The organism is Peribacillus sp. P4_B1 (assembly GCF_056402395.1).
The window spans coordinates 14,288-32,253 of the sequence record NZ_JBFUHM010000031.1; the positions used below are offsets into that span (position 1 = coordinate 14,288).

19 protein-coding genes are annotated in these 17,966 nt (G+C 41.5%); 2 read left to right on the top strand and 17 right to left on the bottom strand.

Features of this window, described 5'->3' with window-relative positions; translation table 11 throughout:
• The first annotated feature begins 5 nt into the window (after nt 1-5).
• The gene (locus AC1DVK_RS17270) at nt 6-875 is read left to right on the top strand and encodes an AraC family transcriptional regulator (RefSeq protein WP_176431955.1); all 870 of its coding nucleotides are present in this window, start codon (nt 6-8) and stop codon (nt 873-875) included.
• Between the two features lie 79 nt (nt 876-954).
• Here AC1DVK_RS17270 and AC1DVK_RS17275 read toward each other — a convergent pair whose 3' ends face one another.
• From AC1DVK_RS17275 to AC1DVK_RS17310, 8 genes are all read right to left on the bottom strand, one after another.
• On the bottom strand, nt 955-2,196 hold the full coding sequence (locus tag AC1DVK_RS17275; RefSeq protein ID WP_477626980.1) for an MFS transporter: 1,242 nt from the start codon (nt 2,194-2,196) through the stop codon (nt 955-957).
• A 156-nt stretch (nt 2,197-2,352) separates the two neighbouring features.
• Nucleotides 2,353-3,354, bottom strand: coding sequence for a LacI family DNA-binding transcriptional regulator (locus AC1DVK_RS17280; RefSeq protein ID WP_477626981.1), 1,002 nt, complete (start codon nt 3,352-3,354; stop codon nt 2,353-2,355).
• 160 nt (nt 3,355-3,514) lie between these two features.
• Nucleotides 3,515-4,351 carry an SDR family oxidoreductase gene (locus tag AC1DVK_RS17285; protein WP_477626982.1) on the bottom strand — a complete coding sequence of 279 codons (837 nt, stop codon included), beginning with the start codon at nt 4,349-4,351 and terminating at the stop codon, nt 3,515-3,517.
• A complete protein-coding gene (gene uxuA / locus AC1DVK_RS17290; RefSeq protein WP_477626983.1) occupies nt 4,348-5,424 on the bottom strand; it encodes a mannonate dehydratase in 1,077 nt (358 codons plus the stop codon). Before uxuA ends, AC1DVK_RS17285 begins: the two co-directional genes overlap by 4 nt.
• Before the next feature lie 12 nt (nt 5,425-5,436).
• Complete coding sequence (locus AC1DVK_RS17295; protein ID WP_477626984.1) at nt 5,437-6,057, bottom strand: bifunctional 2-keto-4-hydroxyglutarate aldolase/2-keto-3-deoxy-6-phosphogluconate aldolase; 621 nt, start codon at nt 6,055-6,057, stop codon at nt 5,437-5,439.
• Nucleotides 6,058-6,070: 13 nt separating this feature from the next.
• Nucleotides 6,071-7,090, bottom strand: coding sequence for a zinc-binding alcohol dehydrogenase family protein (locus AC1DVK_RS17300; RefSeq protein WP_477626985.1), 1,020 nt, complete (start codon nt 7,088-7,090; stop codon nt 6,071-6,073).
• Between the two features lie 8 nt (nt 7,091-7,098).
• On the bottom strand, nt 7,099-8,109 hold the full coding sequence (gene allD, locus AC1DVK_RS17305) for an ureidoglycolate dehydrogenase (RefSeq protein ID WP_477626986.1): 1,011 nt from the start codon (nt 8,107-8,109) through the stop codon (nt 7,099-7,101).
• 26 nt (nt 8,110-8,135) lie between these two features.
• Entirely contained in the window at nt 8,136-9,092 is a 957-nt protein-coding gene (locus AC1DVK_RS17310) for a sugar kinase (protein WP_089363385.1), read from the bottom strand.
• A 395-nt stretch (nt 9,093-9,487) separates the two neighbouring features.
• On the opposite strand from AC1DVK_RS17310, the gene AC1DVK_RS17315 reads away from it, so the two are divergent.
• Nucleotides 9,488-10,405 carry a DMT family transporter gene (locus tag AC1DVK_RS17315; RefSeq protein ID WP_410862512.1) on the top strand — a complete coding sequence of 306 codons (918 nt, stop codon included), beginning with the start codon at nt 9,488-9,490 and terminating at the stop codon, nt 10,403-10,405.
• Between the two features lie 400 nt (nt 10,406-10,805).
• Here the strand turns inward: AC1DVK_RS17315 and AC1DVK_RS17320 are convergent, their stop codons facing one another.
• From AC1DVK_RS17320 to AC1DVK_RS17360, 9 genes are all read right to left on the bottom strand, one after another.
• Complete coding sequence (locus AC1DVK_RS17320; protein ID WP_477626987.1) at nt 10,806-11,444, bottom strand: urease accessory protein UreH; 639 nt, start codon at nt 11,442-11,444, stop codon at nt 10,806-10,808.
• Nucleotides 11,441-11,917, bottom strand: coding sequence for a nickel pincer cofactor biosynthesis protein LarC2 (larC2, locus tag AC1DVK_RS17325; protein WP_286140953.1), 477 nt, complete (start codon nt 11,915-11,917; stop codon nt 11,441-11,443). Before larC2 ends, AC1DVK_RS17320 begins: the two co-directional genes overlap by 4 nt.
• Nucleotides 11,914-12,732 (bottom strand): nickel pincer cofactor biosynthesis protein LarC, encoded by an 819-nt coding sequence (gene larC, locus AC1DVK_RS17330; protein ID WP_477626988.1) that lies wholly within the window; start codon nt 12,730-12,732, stop codon nt 11,914-11,916. Before larC ends, larC2 begins: the two co-directional genes overlap by 4 nt.
• Nucleotides 12,713-13,483 (bottom strand): nickel pincer cofactor biosynthesis protein LarB, encoded by a 771-nt coding sequence (larB, locus tag AC1DVK_RS17335; RefSeq protein ID WP_410862515.1) that lies wholly within the window; start codon nt 13,481-13,483, stop codon nt 12,713-12,715. The genes larC and larB overlap by 20 nt, the downstream gene beginning before the upstream one ends.
• Nucleotides 13,480-14,295 carry an ATP-dependent sacrificial sulfur transferase LarE gene (larE, locus tag AC1DVK_RS17340; RefSeq protein ID WP_410862516.1) on the bottom strand — a complete coding sequence of 272 codons (816 nt, stop codon included), beginning with the start codon at nt 14,293-14,295 and terminating at the stop codon, nt 13,480-13,482. The genes larB and larE overlap by 4 nt, the downstream gene beginning before the upstream one ends.
• Nucleotides 14,296-14,466: 171 nt before the next feature.
• Entirely contained in the window at nt 14,467-15,099 is a 633-nt protein-coding gene (locus tag AC1DVK_RS17345) for a bifunctional 4-hydroxy-2-oxoglutarate aldolase/2-dehydro-3-deoxy-phosphogluconate aldolase (protein WP_477626989.1), read from the bottom strand.
• 13 nt (nt 15,100-15,112) lie between these two features.
• Complete coding sequence (locus AC1DVK_RS17350) at nt 15,113-16,069, bottom strand: sugar kinase (RefSeq protein ID WP_477626990.1); 957 nt, start codon at nt 16,067-16,069, stop codon at nt 15,113-15,115.
• A gap of 18 nt (nt 16,070-16,087) precedes the next feature.
• Nucleotides 16,088-16,951 (bottom strand): fumarylacetoacetate hydrolase family protein, encoded by an 864-nt coding sequence (locus AC1DVK_RS17355; RefSeq protein ID WP_410862521.1) that lies wholly within the window; start codon nt 16,949-16,951, stop codon nt 16,088-16,090.
• 14 nt (nt 16,952-16,965) lie between these two features.
• Complete coding sequence (locus AC1DVK_RS17360; protein WP_410862522.1) at nt 16,966-17,925, bottom strand: C-terminal binding protein; 960 nt, start codon at nt 17,923-17,925, stop codon at nt 16,966-16,968.
• Between the last annotated feature and the right edge of the window lie 41 nt (nt 17,926-17,966).

Below are 17,966 nucleotides of genomic sequence, written 5' to 3' on the forward strand. Positions count from 1 at the left end.
ACGAAATGAAAAAAATTCATAATATATTAAATCATGATTTACTCTTCCCATTTTCTTTTGTCTATCAGGATACGAAAAGTCCCCAGAATGAATTGTCCGATCATATGCATGACTATTATGAAATTGTTTATGTTTATAACGGTAAGGGGACCTTTTTTATTGGTGATGTGTTTTATGATATGCAGCAAGGGGATGTATTCCTGATCCCTAATAATACAATTCATAGGGCTTTACCCAATATGGACGACCCTGTTACCTCCACCATTATCTTTTTCAGCCCCACATTGATATATAAAGATATGGTTGATGATTCTTTTTCATATTTACATTTGTTTGACCTGACAAAAAAGAGTAAGAATTATAAAATATCATTGCCGAAAAATAAACAAGAAAAGATGGAGGAACAGCTACAACTCATCCTGCAAGAAACCACTAGCCAATCAATGGGCTCGAGGCATGCTTGTTTGCTGACCGTTCATCAAATCATACTTGATTTATACCGTACCCGGATAAATGGCAAAGTGGATATACCAGAGGGCAATAGCTATCGTTCAGAATGGATCAAAGATATTTTAATTTATATTAATGAACATATCGATGAAGCATTGACTTTGACGACACTTGCACAAAAAGCTTTGGTCAGTCCCGCTCATTTCAGCAGAGTTTTTAAGGAAACGACTGGAATTGGATTAATAGTATATTTAAATACGAAAAGAATCATCAAGGCAAAGGAACTTTTGCTGGAAACGAATCACACCATTGCCCATATTGCTGAGATGTGTGGTTTTGAAAGCATGCCCCAATTTTTTCGCACCTTTAAAAAATACAATGAAAAAACACCTGCAACATTTCGAAAAGAAAATCGGATGCGCTAAGCATGCCTAGTAAACATGAAAAATGGAAGTGTCTTCCCTTGATATTTCCTTTGGGAGACACTTCCATTCTAACAATCTATTACACAGGCTTTACTATCGGTCTTACAAAACGGATGACTGCAAGCGATGCAACGATGGCCAATCCTCCTGCAAGCAAGAATGCAACTGTGTATGTGCCTGAGGTATCGACAATATACCCCGTTAACGTCGGTCCGATGATACCTGCTGTATTTGCCAAGAAATGCATAAAACCTCCAACAGATCCAACATTACCAGGGTCGACAACATCGTTGACGATTGCCCAGTAAATGGCACCAGTCAAATATAGGAAGAAGACGGAAAGTGCGACAAGCGTTACCGCACTGACCGTTGTGGATACAAGTCCGGCAAAACCGATACATACCGCCGATAAGAACAAACATGTTACAAGCACGAGCTTACGCGAGAATAAAACACCTTTTTGAGCGAATTTTTTAGAGAAGAAATCCGACACGAATCCACCCAAAGCAAGTCCGATGAATCCAAAAATCCAAGGAATCACTGTAATGATGCTCATATTTTCTACACTTAGGCCGCGTGCATCCACCAAATAGCTTGGGAACCAAGTTAAGAAAAAGAAGAGAATATAATTGTAAGAAAAAAAGGCTAGAGCAGTAAATAAAACCGTTTTTTGTTTTAAATAAAAGGTGAATTTCACCTTTCCTTCCGATGTTGCCGCTACATAAGATTTCCCAGTATGTTTCTGTTCTTTTGACCCTTCTGGTTTTTCTTTTACGAACTTCCACCAGCAAATCGCCCATATCAGGCCAATCACCATAATGGCAATGAAAGAAACCCTCCATCCATATGAGATGGCAATAAATCCAACTATAGGACCTGCAATCGCGCCACCAAGCGGCGTCCCGCTATTCGTCAAACCAACGACAGATGCCCGCTGATTCGCTGGGAACCAGTTATTCACCATTTTATTGATGGTTGAAGAAAGAGGGCCTTCGCCCATCCCAAACAGTATGCGGATGATTATCATACTTGCAAAACCGACAGCAAGTACAAGTGCACCACTGAATAAAGACCAAACGATCATCGCCACGAAGAGCGTGATCTTTGCACCCCATTTATCGGACGCCATTCCTCCAAGGAAATTAAATATGGCATAACCAACTGAAAAGCTGCTAAAAATAATCCCCATCTGTGTTGCTGTTAAGGATAAATCATCTTGGATGAACGGAGCTGCAATGGACAGTGCAGATCGGTCCAGATAATTTATTACACCTGCCAAGAACAAGAAAACGATGACCATTCCTCTACCATTTGAAAACATAAAGTACCCCCCTATACGTTTCAATAAATGCAGCAGCATTTTTGGAAACGTTTCCATTTAATAACCAAGAGTAAAGCCTATATGAACTTTAACTAAATCGGTTTAGAATTCCCGTAAAAAAGCGCTTTCTTTTTCACAGGAATTCTTACATCCGGTCTAGCAAGAATTCCTTGAAAGCAAAGTCGGTTTCAAGCGATGCACGCTTGTATCCTCTATTCCTATTTTATTGATTTGACTAAGCAGTAACTCTGCTGCCAAGTTGGCCATTTCAATGGCTGGTTGATTTACCGTTGTGATGGTCGGTGTATAGAAACTGGCATAGGGCACATCATCGATCCCTATGACCGCTATGTCATCAGGTATATTGATTTCGTGCTGTTTCATATAACGCAACACTTCATTAAGTACGATATCATTTCCTGCCAAAATGGCTTGAGGCGGCTTTTCCAATTCGAAAAATTCTGAAAGTGCAACCGGAATTTCATCTGCGTTCACTGTTTTAATGTATTCAGCATTGAATGGTATCCCATGTGTCGCGAGTGAATCCTTGTACCCTTGGATCCGTTCGATACGAGGACTGATATCGCGTATTATTGAAGTGGTTATGATTGCAATGGTTTTATAACCCTTTTCAATAAACCTGTCGATCGCTAACTTGGAAGCAAGGTGATTATCGAGCATGACTGTTGCAATATCCAATTCTTCGATCGTCCTATCCATGAAAACAATCGGGAAATGATCACTCTTCATACGTTGATATAAATCAAGGTTGTCCCCTGTGGGGAATATGATGATCCCATCCACTTGTTTAGCTCTTAGCATTTCAATATAATTCTTTTCCTTTTCAGGATTGTCATCTGCATTGCATACGATAATATGGAACCCTTGTTCATAAAAGTAGTTTTCTATAGCTCTAATAACCTGAGTTGAAAACGTGTGAAGGATATTGGCAACCACCACCCCAACGGTAAAAGTGGATTTTTGTTTTAAACTGCGTGCTATTATATTAGGCTGATAGTTTAACTCTTCTATTGTTTCTTCAATCTTTTTCCTGGTTTTTTCACTCATATATTCGTAACGTTTATTCAGGTATTGGGAAACTGTGCTTTTTGATACTTTCGCGTGATTGGCGACATCAGTAATTGTAATGGTTTTCATTTCATTCATCCCTGTCGTGTGATTTCGATATATAAGGAATATTCTATTATAATAAGGAAAGCTTTACAATCACCTTCTGATGCAGTAAAAAAGTCAATTTCCCATACAGTGGAACTAATTTACTTACGGTCACTTGTTTGCCTATATATAGGAGCTGAATTCACACGCCGGAGTATGCCATGAAGCCCCCATCGACTGGTACCGTAATTCCCGTGACAAAGCCCGAATAGGATTCATCAACTAGCCAAAGCAAGGTACCAAGTAAATCTTCAGGCTGCCCAAAGCGCTTCATGGGTGTTGAAGTAATGATTTTATTAGATCTTGCCGTCAGACTGCCATCTTCATTAAGCAGAAGATCCCGATTTTGCTTCGTCAAAAAGAATCCTGGAGCAATGGCATTCACCCGTAAACCTTCTTCGGCAAAATGAACAGCCATCCACATGGTAAAATTATTTATCGAAGCTTTGGCAGCGCTATATGCTGGTACTTTAGTCATTGGAGCGTAGGCGCTCATGGAAGATACATTCACGATAACAGGTGCTTCCACTTGCAATAACTCTTTCCCAAAAACCTGACTGGCCAAAAATGTACCGGTGAAATTACTGGCAAAAACCTGAGAGAATCCATTTTCATCCAATTCAAAAAAGGATTTTCCTTCTGCTTCTTCCCCATATTTCTCTGGAGCTGTAATCGCATCAGGGTGATTGCCTCCCGCACCATTTATTAATAGATCCACTCTTCCGAACGATTCTATTATTTTCCCTTTTGCATTTTCCAATGAGGTTCTATCCAAAACGTCTGCCGCGATGGAAATCGCAGTCCCCCCAGTTTGTTCAATGTGTTCGACCACTTCTTGCCCTTTTTCCGCCGTTCTGTTCAATATAGCTATCTTGACACCATGACGGGCCAATTCCACCGCCATTTTGGAACATAAGACACCGCTGCCTCCAGTGATAACTGCCACCCTGTTCGATAAGTTTTCATGAATGGGAATCATGATTTTTCACCTAATTTAATAGCTTCATATGCATCCCATAATCCGAGCAAATACATGATTCCCAATGCTCGGTCATATAAACCGTAACCTGGGCGGCAAACTTCACCCCATATATGGCGGCCATGATCCGGTCTGACATAACCAGTATAATTTTGCTTATTCAATTCTTCCACGACGCCCTGTATATTGATCGATCCATCCTGGGTATGATGGGATGTTTCCACAAAGTCACCATTTTCATAAATCTTCACATTGCGTATATGCGAGAAAGGTGAACGGTCTGCATATTTTTTAGCCACCTGGACCATATCATTTTCAGGGTTTGCCCCCATAGATCCTGTACACAAGGTAAACGCATTCGATGGTGAATCCGAAATCGAGATCAGTTTTTCATAGCTCGACTCACCGGTGATGATTCTTGGCAAGCCAAAAATGGACCATGGCGGATCATCCGGGTGTATTGCCATTTTTATACCGCAGGCCTCTGCAACAGGTAATATTTCTTTTAGGAATATTTCAAGATTCGCCCATAGCTGCTCTTCGTCCACAGTTTTGTAAGCTTCGAATAATTCAGAGATTCTATCCATCTTTTCTGGTTCCCAACCTGGTAAAGTTAAATCTGAAGCTTCCATTACAGTACGAATTAAATCTTGAGGATCTAAAGTATCCACTTTCGCTTTTTCATAAAACAGGGCAGTTGAGCCATCTTCCAAAGGATGGAACATTTCCGTCCGAGTCCAATCAAAGATCGGCATGAAGTTATAACAAATGACCTTCACTCCAGCTTCCGAAAGATTCCGGATCGTCTCTTTGTATTTCTCTATATATATCATGCGGTCTTCATTACCCAATTTAATCGATTCATGGACATTTACACTTTCTACGACATCCGTGTGAAAACCAAATGATTGGATATACTCAATTTCTTCTTGAATTTCTTCTTTTTCCCATACCTCACCAACAGGTTTTTGGTGAAGTGCCCAGACAATACCTTTCACTCCAGGAATCTGTTTAATGTGCTCCAGTGTAACGGTATCATTGTCTTTCCCGTACCATCTAAATGTAATGTTCATCATGCACCTCCATTATTCCGCAATTTTTTGCATGTATTTTCGGCTTAATTCCACTGCGGCTTCATATCCGCCATTTTGATATGCTTTGTTCAAGTCACTGCCGATCCCGATTGCTACCGCGCCTGCATTCAGCCAGTCCTTCATGTTATCCAAATTAATTCCTCCGGTTGGCATGATCCTTACATTGGGCAGTGGACCATTAACCGACTTGATGAAAGAAGGTTCAAAATGATTTGCCGGAAATAACTTCAAAACATCACAACCTGCTTCCAATGATGTAGCCATTTCTCTAATTGTCATGCATCCAGGCATATAGGGAATGCCGTATCGATTACAAAGTTCGGCTACGCCATTGACAAAATAGGGGCTGACGATAAAATTGGCGCCAGCTAAAATCGCATGCCGAGCCGTTTCAGAATCAAGTACCGAGCCTGCTCCTAATAGTGCATCCGTATTTTGCAGATCTTTGAAAGCTTCTTCAATTCCCGGTGTTGTATACGTCAATTCGATTGCCTGAATACCGCCTTCCACAGCTGCTTTAGAAAGTTGTGCCGCCTCCTTTGCATACTGTCCCCGGATAACAGCTACAACTTTCGTTTCCGTTATTCGATGTATGATTGAATGTTTATCCATAACTCCTACCCCCTTAATTAAAAACGATGATCGCTTTTCGAACTTGTTCGGGATGATTTTCAACAAAATTAAATGCTTCCTGGATATCATCAAGCGAAAATGTATGGGTAACTAAACCCTCATGTCTGAGTTTTCCTTCATTTAAAAGTTTCACCACTTTTGGGAACTGATTGGTTTGCAATCTAGATCCTTTCACCGATACTTCCTTTTTTGTGATTGGTAGCTGGGAAACCGATGAAGGACGTTCATCAAAACCGAGTACGACAATCCGCCCCGCCGTTGACACGACATCGAAAGACAATTCGAATGTCATCGGTAAGCATACTGCATCAATGACAACGTTGGCCCCTTCGCCTTTCGTCCATTCTTCCACTCGTTTTTGAACATCTTCTTTTCCAGCATGGATGGTGATATCGGCGCCGCTTTCTTTAGCGAATTCCAAACGCTTTTCACTTAAATCCGTGATCATCACTGATGCTCCTTGAAGCTTTGCCATCTTTAATATGCAAATTCCAATAGGCCCGGCTCCCTGGATAAGCACTGTTTCCCCTTCCTCCACTTCACCTCTCCAAACGGCCTGTGCGCCGATTGTGTATGGCTCAGCCAATACTATTTCTTCCCAAGCTAAAGCGGAATCCACAACATGTAATTGTTTCTCCGGAAGGACGAACCATTCCCTCATCCCACCATCTTCATGTACCCCAAAAACGGAAAGTTTTTCACAAACATTTTGGCGGCCTTTTCGGCAGGCGTAACACTCCCCGCAGTAACTGATGGGCTCAATAACAACATGGTCCCCCACTTTTATGCCCGCGACACCTTGACCTATCTCCACAACTTCTCCCGCTACTTCATGCCCAACGACACGCGGCAGCGTAGCAAGAGGATTCGTACCATGGTAAATATGCATATCCGATCCGCAAATCCCGACTCTTTTTACTTTTACAAGGACATCCGTCGAGTTTGAAATCCGAGGTTTTTCCACTTCTTGAATGATCAGTTCATGAGCTTTCCGTACTTGAACCGCTTTCATTTCTCCACCTACTTTGTAAGAAATTCATAAACACTTGATGCTATCGTAATACCTTGTTTCAGGTTTTTTTCTTCATTGATTTGTTCAATCTCACCCGGTACATATACGCGATCGAACCCTGGAGCAGGTTCAACCTGTTGCAGCTCTTCGATCATTTGATCCATTTGCTCTAAAAATATATCAGTATCCGTAAAGAACGAAGGATTAATTACACAAAAATAATGTCCAAGCTTCCGTTTCTTATCAAGGTCGTCATACATTTTTCCAATGTGCGGGCCAAATGCCGCACCGGCCAATAATCCAGAAAACACATCTACAATTACGGATAGACCATAGCCTTTCGGGCCTCCGAAAGTGGAAAGGGAAGCGACTTTATTCGGGTCTGTGACATTAGCTCCATTTTCATCCACTCCCCATCCTTCAGGGATTTCCTTTCCTTCTTCGCGTGCCTGGAGGATTTTCCCCAGCGCAACATTGGATGTTGCCATATCAAGAATAAAGGGTTTCTTCGTTTTGGCAGGTACTCCGTAAGCGATTGGGTTGGTACCAAGAAATGATGTTTTTCCTCCGAACGGGACCACAATTTTATCGGTGTGTGACATCGCAATGCCAATCAACTTTGCATCAGCGGCTTTTTGAACAAAATAGCTTAGTGCCCCGCAATGGCTGCTATTATGAACAGTCACCATGCCCACGCCATGATCTCTAGCCATTTCGATTGCATGGTCCATGGCCACGTCACTAATCACATGCCCAAATCCATCATCTCCATCAACTACACCGGTGACGGGCCCTGTCTTTTGGAAGGAAATCTGGGCATCGGGATTTATTCCCCCTGCCAGTAAACGCTTCACATAATGCTCTGTTCGCAAGACACCATGGGAATTGACATTTCTGAGATCGGCATGAACCAATACTTCCGCGATTTTCCCGGCATTTTCTTCATTTAAACCCACTTTGGTCAGCTGTTGTATGACTAATCGTTTTGCTTCCTCGGCTTGTATCGTTACTGTTGCCATTTTTCCCCCTCATTTCTTTCAGTCATCTATCTTTCTATAACAGCCTCATTCTGTATGAAAGGCATTACTTCATCCAAATATGGTAATCCTTCATTGTCCCCTGCAACAGTGGTGACAAGAGCTCCTACACCATTTGCGAATGTCAATCTTTCTTCAATCGATAAGCCATGAAGATATCCGTAAATATAACCGGCATCATAACCATCTCCCGCACCAACAGTATCTACAGGTATAACAGGGAAGGCTTCTTTTTCATGCCAATCATTTTTGGTATATAGTTTTGAACCATGTTTCCCGTCCTTAATGACAAGCTGATCAATATTATTCACCTTTGCGAATTCCGCCAAAGATTCTTTAGAGTCAGTTCCGATGATCAATCTTATTTCATCCAAACCTGTAAGCAAAATATCAACATATGGAAAAATATCATAATATACTGATCTTGCTTCCTCGATGGACCATAGCTTTAGGCGAATATTCGGATCAAATGAAACAGGTATATTTTTTTGTTTTGCAATATCCATTACCCTCTTGGCAATATCCACATTTTTGGGATCTATAGCCAAAAATACTCCAGTAAGGTGGACTATATCAATCTCTTCAAACATCTTCTCTGTTATATCTCCCGGCTTTAAAGTTAAAATGGGAGATTGATAACGGTAATAAAATGTCTTTCCGGAACCATCTTCCCGGATTTCTTTAAAGTTAAGAGATGTTGGATATCCATTTACATAGGCAACATCACTCATGTCCACGCCTTCCCCACGAGCGAAATTATATATAACTTTACCGAATTCATCCTTGCCTAAGCGGCTTATCCATTTTGCCCGCATGCCAAGCCTTGCACAGCCAATCGCAAAATTCAGTTCAGCGCCTCCTACTTTTCGCTCAAAACGGTTAACGAATCTTAAAGGTCCTGTCTCTTCCGGATTTAGCGTAATCATGGCGTCGCCGAGCGTTAAAACACCATATTTTGATGACAATACAGTACCTCCTTCTTTCGAACAATCACAAATAAAAACAAAAATATTTGATCATATCACTTTCATTACATTTCTTAGCTAAATCGATTTAGTAAAATACTAAACCGGTTTGGTAAATCATAAGGAAATTGTAAATGAAAACCCTACCAAAAACAATATAAAAGTTTGATAATTCATAATTTTATTTTTATTTAATATTATTTTTCAGCCAAATTTATGATAAAAACACCATATACGGTAAGTGGAAGGACTTATTCCTTCCCTCTTTTTTTATGATTAAGAGTTTCTGATTTTCATCCATGAGCTTTCAATCAAATTTAACTCTTTGCTATTAATTTGGAGAAAGTTGTATAATATATCAATTGTTAAATAAGTATGAAAGGTTGTTTTTTGGAATGAGTTTTTTGAAAATTTACATCTTACTTACAGGAATAATGATAACGTGGGGGTTAAATGTCTCAGTTATTAAAATTTTAGTTGCGAATACACAGCCCGTAACAATCACCTCTTTGAGAATTTTTACAGCTTCCCTTGTAGTAATTCTTATTCTTATCATTCTTGGACTAATACGCCTTCCAAAAAAAAGTGAACTTTTTTACGTTTTTGGAGGAGCACTTTTGAGTGTCGTTTTTCATCATTATTTTTTAGCTGAGGGATTGACGAAGACTTCTGCATCGAATGCTGGACTGATTTTGGGCATGGGGCCAATTCTGACTGTCATCTTGACCATGATATTCTTTCGTAAAAAGCCCACTTTAATCAGGCTTTTTGGCTTTATATGCGGTGCCCTAGGTGTGAGTTTTACCGTTATGGCAGGAAGTGGAGGACTTCATTCTATTAATCTGGGAGATGTGGATATTTTACTTTCCATACTTTCACAGGCATTAAGTTTCATACTTATCAATAAAGCCTCAAAAACAATGGATCCACGATTACTAACCGGCTACATGATGCTGATCGGGTCTTTTATTCTTTTTGCCATCAGCTTATGGAAGGAACCCGAGGGCTTATCTTCACTGGCAGCTGCACCAAACTCCATATGGGGAGCTTTTATTTTCTCCGCCATTTTTGCCACTGCCCTCGGGCACATGAGCTATAATTATGCCATTGGTAAGGTTGGCGCAGCCGAATCATCCATTTTTCTTAACTTAAACACCCTATTCTCTTTGTTAGGGGCAGCATTTTTCCTCAATGAAGCCATTGTGCCTGCACATTTCATTGGACTGATCTTCATTGTTTCGGGGGTATTGCTTGGCTCCGGTGCAATTGAAATATGGATTCTACAAAGGAAAAATAAACGTATATCTGCCTAGAGGCAACGGCATCACCTAGATTAAGTAACTTTTTTCTTCGTACTAGAATAAGAGCCCCTATGACACTACCATCTTAAATGGCCTAGCAGTGTCATAGGGGCTTATCTTGTCCACCCTCTCCTCCATCTACAGATGATTATAAACCCTTTAAACATTCTTTCAGAATAATAATTGGAGATACATATCCGTTACAAAACACCCCTAAATTCACATGGACATTTCCATAGAAATATGTTCATTATGACAAGCCTTTTTGTCAGCTGTGGCCCTTTTCTTTCTTAGAAACCTCGTTGAAGACATATTGTTTACTTACTATTGGTTTTAATATATTAAAAAATATAAAAGAGACTGTCTATGGGTCACGGACAGCCTGAGATTCCAGTCATGCTTATAAAGTAAATCAATTAGCCCAGATTGCAAACAAGCCTTCTTTTACACCCAATTTGTATATATAATAAAGTCCGAATGCAAAACTTAATGCTCCCGCCAGTTTGATGAAGATTCGGTTTAAAACGATATCCTTTCCATTCAAAGCAAACGGTATGCCTAGTAAAGTTGTAAAGCACAGCATACCAATTATCGTCCCAGCGCCAAATATAATGATATAGATGGATCCTTCGCCTATACCGTTTACGGTCGACATAGTTAGAATGACCATTGCGGCACTGCCCGCGAGACCATGGACGAACCCAATTAAAGCAGACACCAAAAAAGGACGAAATCTATCTTTGTCGTTCGTGATATCATGGCGAGCTTTAAATAAACTTTTCGCCCCTAGCATAACAAGCATAATACCAACGCCGAATTCCAGCGTCATGCTTAACGACTCTGGAATTTCCCCTTTCATCCAAATGAATAGCATACCTATAAGAAACAGCGTACATGTATGCCCTATTCCCCAATACACCCCGGTTAGAGTGGACCGTGATAATTTTTTCGTTTTTCCTGCCGTGGTTGCTACTGCAATAACATGATCCGGCTCTAACGAATGCTTTATCCCCAATAGGAATCCTAATGTAAGAATCGACACCAAGCTCATTTCTCTACCACCTCCCCGAGACACTTCCATACTTCTTCATACACCCTTTTAAGAGGTATATTGTTCTGAACGGCAATTTTACGGCAATCTTCATATTCAGGTGCCTGCTGTATGGGTTGGCCTTCATGGTACCCTCTTTTTATCGTCACTTGCCCCCATTGTGTGTCTACATGTAAAAAAGATCGTTCGAGCCTGTGCACGGTAAGAGGATAGTAGCGTATACCGAGAGTCGTCGTTTCAGCAAATAATATCTTCTTGATTTTCGAAATCTGCTGCTGTGAACAGAGAAGTTGCAATAACACCCCCGGTCGATTTTTTTTCATGAAGATTGGGGTATAAAATACATCATTTGCTCCTGATTCAAACAACAAATCCATTACATGACCAAGCCATTCACCGGAAATATCATCTAGATTCACTTCCATTTTTACCATTTGTCCATCAAGATGCTCATGATCAGGTGGGCGCTTCATTGAATCTTCCCTATAATAATGCGAAGGACGTTCGGGTGATTTTCAAATGTTTTTGTCCCCGCACCATAGCCAATCGATTCGACAGTCATGGCTGGAAGCGTGCCGAATTTTTCAGCTAAAACCGCTGCGATGGCAGCACCGGTCGGCGTTGCTAATTCGGAACGAATAACGTTTGAGGCAATCGGTACCCCCTTTAATATTTCAAGTGTAGCAGGTGCAGGAACCGGGTATACACCGTGATCAATATGTATATGTCCAGATCCCGTTGGAATGGCTGATGACTGAACTGATTCAATACCTAGCTGATCGATTAAAATTGCAGCCCCGATTATATCTATTATTGAATCTACAGCTCCTACCTCATGAAAGTGAACTTTATCAAGCGGAAGCCCGTGTATGTGCCCTTCTGCTTCACCAATCTTCTTAAATATGGCGAGTGACATGTTTGTTACCGATTCATTTAGGTTTGCCTCATTGATGGCTTCTACAATTTGTTTGTAGGTGCGGCTACCATGATGATTGTGAGGTGCATGGCTATGGTTGGGTTCTGTTTCATGACTGTGGCTGTGTTCATGTCCATGAGTGTGGCTGTGTTCATGTGGTTGCTCTGATTTACTGGTAAGAATGACATCAAATTTAGTACTCGTAATGCCATTTTTGACGACTTTCCCCCATGACAGATTATATTCTTCATCTATATTCAGCTTTTTTAACTCTTCTTCCATTTGTAAAGGGTCTGCACCTGCATCAATCAACGCACCAATAACCATATCTCCGCTTATGCCGGAAAAGCAGTCAAAATATAATGTCCTCATCATCATTGATCTCCTTTTTATGTACAAGTTTGTATATTATCGCTGCATTGTAGGCTGCACCAAATCCATTATCGATGTTCACCACACTTACACCCGATGCGCATGTATTAAGCATTGATAAAAGTGCAGATAAACCGTTAAAATTGGCACCGTAACCGATACTTGTCGGAACAGCAATAATTGGATTCGCGACAAGGCCTCCTAACACACTTGGGAGTGCCCCTTCCATCCCCGCTACACAAACTGATACGGTAGCCCCTCGTATCTCGTCTATATTATCAAGGAGGCGGTGCAGCCCAGCAACACCAACATCGTATATACGCCTGACTGGAATACCTAGTGTTTCGGCCGTCACGGCAGCTTCTTCAGCAACGGACAAATCTGATGTCCCGGCGCACACAATTGCAATATATGAACCTACGGATTTGGGCTTTTCTTTAACCCAAGCAAGTGTCCGTGCCATATCGTTATACTCAAATTCACTGCATTCTTTTTGTACAAATACTGCTTTTTCCCGGGAAATTCGAGTCACAAGCACAGAATCATTCCTTGTCCGCAGTGATTGTACAATCGCTAAAATTTGCTCAGCTGTTTTCCCTTCTCCAAACACAATTTCGGGAAAGCCTTGTCTCCTTTTACGATGATGATCAATTTTTACAAACCCTAAATTTTCATATGATGCAAGTTTTTCCTTTGCTTCAACTGCTGTCAATGAACCATTTTGAACCTGCTCTAAAATATCATCAATCATAACTTTTCTTCCTTTTTAAGTCCTATATTCATACTTCCGCTTGTATAGCCCGTGAGATCCATTGATACATACTTATAACCAAATTGCTTCAGTCGTTTCGTGATCGCCACATGGTATTGGAGAACTCGCGGCATATCAACGGGTTCAACTTCAATTCGGGCAGTATCCTCATGCGTCCTGACTCTTACCTGATGAATATCCAATGATTTTAAGTAAGCTTCTGATTTATCCACTTTCATCAATTTTTCCTTCGTAATGATATCGCCATATGCAATGCGTGAAGATAGGCAAGCGAATGATGGTTTATCCCAGGTTGGCAAACCGGCTTGCTTGGACAATTCTCTTATTTCTTCTTTGAATAAACCGGCTTCTAGAAGAGGTCCCCTGATTCCTTTTTCTTTAGCTGCTTTCATGCCTGGACGAAATTCGTTAGCATCATCAGCGATGACTCCATAAATTATATTATTAAATTCATATACTTCAAGAATAGGAAGCAGTTGGTCAAATAAACTACTTTTACAAAAGTAACAGCGATTCTGATTATTTTCTGAATAACCAGGAATGGCCAACTCCGAAGTCTGAATGACTCGATGGTTGGCACCAATCCATTTTGATAGCATAATGGCTTCTTTCAACTCACTCGACGGATAGGTTTCCGAATCTGCTGTAATGGCTAACACATTATCATATCCCAAAGTATCAATAGCAACGTTTAGCAAAAAAGTGCTGTCCACCCCTCCTGAAAAAGCGACCACTACCGACTCCATTTTTTGGAGAATCCCCTGCAGATTTCTATACTTTTCTAGTAACATAGCATTTTTCCCCTTTCTGGTTTGTCTGAATTTATCTACTGTCCACCCTTGATGGACTACTAAAAGATTGAAAGAGATACATCAAATTGGTAAGAAAGAAGGAAATAAACACAGTCATACTTTCATTCCCAGCGCCTATTGGACCGAAATTCATATAAGCGGCGGATTGCTTTAGCCTTTTTGTACGATAGCTGAAAATTTTTTTGCCATTCCTGTCAGCCTGGTGTAATCTTCACCTGTAATCAATTTCGTAGGATTGATCAAGGAACCACCAAGTCCCGCCGCGATGGCCCCTGCCTTAAAAAAAGATGCAAGGTTGTCAAGGTTTACACCGCCAGTTGGCATAAGGGGAATGTGAGGAAGCGGTCCTTTAAGATTTTTAAAGTAGCTAACACCCAGTGTATCTGCCGGGAAAACTTTGATAATGTCAGCTCCATGCTCATAAGCTGTCAATATTTCGGTTGGTGTAAGCGCACCAGGGATACTAATAACGCCATAGCGCTTCGCCATTTTAATCGTTTTGACATTGACGGTTGGAGAAAAGATGAATTCTGCCCCTGCCATGATGACCGTACGGGCCGTTTCAGGATCCAATACTGTACCGGCACCCGCTATGATATCATCACCGAACTCCTCTTTCACTCTTTCAATTAAATGGCACACTTTGGGAGTTTCCACTGTTATTTCTAGCGTTCGGATGCCGCCCTCTTTCAGGGCCCGGGCGATTGGTATAATTTGATCTGGGCGTGCACCGCGAATGACGGCGACCAGCTTCCCCTGTTTAAGCTCTTCAAGTTTAGTCATTTTTTCCACCTTTCTACCTCGTCACATCATCAGAACCGCCACTCATGAACAAAGCGAGGTCGGCCCGGGCCGGCAAACCCTCAACATCGCCATTTACCATCGTTGCCATTGCTCCCATGGCATTTCCACGCCTTGCAGCTTCATCTAGCGGCAGTCCATCAAGCAGGCCGGAAAGTACACCGGATGCAAAAGCATCACCAGCCCCGATTGGATCCACGACCCGTTCCACATAGAATCCAGGAACGTATGTTTTCGGTACAGACGGGGCTGAAATTAAACAGCCCTCTTTGCCCAATTTAAGTAAAACGGTTTCGACACCGAGTTCATGAAAATGATCGGCAAACATCTCCGGTGTATAGGAGCCGAATAAAAATTCGGCTTCGGCCACCCCAGGCATGACGATATCACTTTTCGAGGCGTACTTTGTTATGATGTGTCGTGCTTCATTTTCATCAGGCCAAATTTTCAAGCGAATATTCGGATCGAAGACGATTTTTGTTCCGTTTTCTTTAGCAATGCGGATCGCTTTATCCAAGAGCGACTGACACGAATTCCCTAGTGCAGGGGTAATTCCGGTAATATGGAGATAAGCTGCGTCTTGGATGGCAAGATCGGTTAGTAAATCCGCCGTCATTTTGCTAGCTGCCGAATCTTTCCGGTAATAATAAACTCTAGTATCATTCAGCCGTCTGAATTCTTTAAAAAAGACTCCGGTAGGCGCAACAGGGTCTCTTGTTACATAAGAGACATCAACGCCTTCTCCGCGAATGAACGATTGCATGGCATCGCCAAATTCATCCTCTCCGAGACGGCTTATCCAGCGTGACCTATGACCGAGTCGGCTTAACCCGATCGCGACATTGGATTCCGCTCCGCCAAACTTCATTGAAAAAGATCGGGCGTGGCGAAGTGGACCTTCTTCATTCGGGGTAAACACTGTCATTGTTTCTCCGATGGTTACAACATCCATGACATCACCTTCTTTCTGTCATGCTATTACGTGATTAGAAAGCGTACCGATCTTCTCAATGCTGATGTTCATCCGGTCACCGTTTTTCAACCAGATTTCCGGATTCCTTCCCATTCCAACGCCTGGTGGCGTGCCAGTTGCAATCAAATCACCTGGCATTAGTGTCATGGACTGTGATAAAAATGAGATGATTTTCGGAACCGTAAAAATTAGGTTGCTTGTATTTGAATCCTGCATAATTTCACCGTTTAATTCAAGCGAAATCGCTAGATTGTGGGGGTCACCCACTTCATCTTGTGTCACGATAACAGGACCAAATGGAGCAAATGTGTCCGCCGTTTTACCTCTCGACCACTGGCCATCCTGAAATTGCAAGTCTCGGGCGCTAATATCATTCATAATTGTATAGCCAAAGATGTAGTCATTTGCCTCTTCTTCTGATACATGTTTCGCTTCTCTTCCAATGACAAACGCAAGCTCTGCTTCAAAGTCGACCGCGGTTGAATTAATTGGAATTTCAATCGCATCATTATGGCCGGCAATGGCATTTGCATATTTTGAAAAAATGACCGGTGATTCAGGAGGCTCCATCCCCGTTTCCTTGCAATGATCAAAATAGTTAAGTCCTACGCAAATGATTTTATCCGGCTTTGCGATTGGCGGCAGGATTTTTACTTCTGACAGATTGAATATTGCATCGTCATTAACCCGTTGCTCAATTAACTGTTCAGCACGTGTACTTAACTCGCTGCTTCGTTCTATGAATTTTTTCATGCAAGCTGGAAATTCTTCTGGACCGAGAGCCGTTAAACTAATAATTTGATCATTTTTAACAAGACCGATGTGTTGTTCGTTTTGTACGGAAAAAGCCGCTATTTTCATATTTTTCCCCTTTCCTAAGTCAAAGCGTATGGTGTTAATTCTCCGTTTAGCACCTGAACGATATTTCTCGCTGCCTTTTGACGAAGTTCAACCATTGCTTCCTCTGAATACCAGGCGCTGTGCGGTGTAATGATGACATTGTCCATTGTTAGCAGCGGGCTATCGGTGCTGACCGGCTCATTCTCTGTCACATCAAGTGCTGCACCTGCAATTACCCCTTTTTCAAGTGCATCAGAAAGTGCTTTTTCATCGATTATCGGTCCACGTGCCGTGTTAATGATAACCGCATTTCTCTTCATTTGTTTAAGGCGCTCCTCATTGATCAGGTGGTATGTATCATCAATTAAGGGCACATGGATCGACAAATAATCGGCTTCTGCTATAATTTCGTCGAGATCCATTTTTTGAACCCCTACCGCAGCCATGGCTGCTGCCGAAACGAAAGGATCGTAAGCAGCAGTTTTAAAGCCGAGCGGTTTCACCTTTTCAATGAAACGGCGCGGAATCCGGCCAAATCCCAGAACCCCAACAGTTTGCTCATTAAAGCGATGAATCGGGACACACACCTTAAAGTCCCAGTTACCCTTTTTCACTTCCTTGTTTAACAGTGTTACTTTACGCGCCGAAGAAAGTAAAAGTGCCAATGCATGATTCGATACTTCTTCCATGCCATAATCTGGTACATTGGCGACAGTAATCCCCTTTTCCTTAGCCGCATTGAGATCAATTGTATTGACGCCAACACCGTAACGGGAAATGATTTTCGTATTTTCAAGCGATTCAATAACTCGGCGTGAGATAGGAGCATATTGATTTAAAATTGCATCCACTTCTTTTGCCTGCTCCATTACTTCTTCTTCAGTTTTGCATTGCGCTTTGATGAATTCGATTTCAAGACCGCTTTCTTGAAAAATCTCTTCTTCATATTTCAAATGTTCAAATTCGTAATCCGTTAATAATATTTTATAGGACATTTGTGCTCAACTCCTTTTTAGTAACAAATACGTAAATATCA

What these genes read in the sequence shown, in the direction of transcription:
- AC1DVK_RS17270 (WP_176431955.1), top strand. Translation starts at nt 6, where the DNA reads ATGAAAAAAATTCATAATATATTAAATCATGATTTACTCTTCCCATTT.
- AC1DVK_RS17275 (WP_477626980.1), bottom strand. Translation starts at nt 2,196, where the DNA reads ATGTTTTCAAATGGTAGAGGAATGGTCATCGTTTTCTTGTTCTTGGCA.
- AC1DVK_RS17280 (WP_477626981.1), bottom strand. Translation starts at nt 3,354, where the DNA reads ATGAAAACCATTACAATTACTGATGTCGCCAATCACGCGAAAGTATCA.
- AC1DVK_RS17285 (WP_477626982.1), bottom strand. Translation starts at nt 4,351, where the DNA reads ATGATTCCCATTCATGAAAACTTATCGAACAGGGTGGCAGTTATCACT.
- uxuA (WP_477626983.1), bottom strand. Translation starts at nt 5,424, where the DNA reads ATGAACATTACATTTAGATGGTACGGGAAAGACAATGATACCGTTACA.
- AC1DVK_RS17295 (WP_477626984.1), bottom strand. Translation starts at nt 6,057, where the DNA reads ATGGATAAACATTCAATCATACATCGAATAACGGAAACGAAAGTTGTA.
- AC1DVK_RS17300 (WP_477626985.1), bottom strand. Translation starts at nt 7,090, where the DNA reads ATGAAAGCGGTTCAAGTACGGAAAGCTCATGAACTGATCATTCAAGAA.
- allD (WP_477626986.1), bottom strand. Translation starts at nt 8,109, where the DNA reads ATGGCAACAGTAACGATACAAGCCGAGGAAGCAAAACGATTAGTCATA.
- AC1DVK_RS17315 (WP_410862512.1), top strand. Translation starts at nt 9,488, where the DNA reads ATGAGTTTTTTGAAAATTTACATCTTACTTACAGGAATAATGATAACG.
- AC1DVK_RS17320 (WP_477626987.1), bottom strand. Translation starts at nt 11,444, where the DNA reads ATGAGCTTGGTGTCGATTCTTACATTAGGATTCCTATTGGGGATAAAG.
- larC2 (WP_286140953.1), bottom strand. Translation starts at nt 11,917, where the DNA reads ATGAAGCGCCCACCTGATCATGAGCATCTTGATGGACAAATGGTAAAA.
- larC (WP_477626988.1), bottom strand. Translation starts at nt 12,732, where the DNA reads ATGAGGACATTATATTTTGACTGCTTTTCCGGCATAAGCGGAGATATG.
- larB (WP_410862515.1), bottom strand. Translation starts at nt 13,483, where the DNA reads ATGATTGATGATATTTTAGAGCAGGTTCAAAATGGTTCATTGACAGCA.
- larE (WP_410862516.1), bottom strand. Translation starts at nt 14,295, where the DNA reads ATGTTACTAGAAAAGTATAGAAATCTGCAGGGGATTCTCCAAAAAATG.
- AC1DVK_RS17345 (WP_477626989.1), bottom strand. Translation starts at nt 15,099, where the DNA reads ATGACTAAACTTGAAGAGCTTAAACAGGGGAAGCTGGTCGCCGTCATT.
- AC1DVK_RS17350 (WP_477626990.1), bottom strand. Translation starts at nt 16,069, where the DNA reads ATGGATGTTGTAACCATCGGAGAAACAATGACAGTGTTTACCCCGAAT.
- AC1DVK_RS17355 (WP_410862521.1), bottom strand. Translation starts at nt 16,951, where the DNA reads ATGAAAATAGCGGCTTTTTCCGTACAAAACGAACAACACATCGGTCTT.
- AC1DVK_RS17360 (WP_410862522.1), bottom strand. Translation starts at nt 17,925, where the DNA reads ATGTCCTATAAAATATTATTAACGGATTACGAATTTGAACATTTGAAA.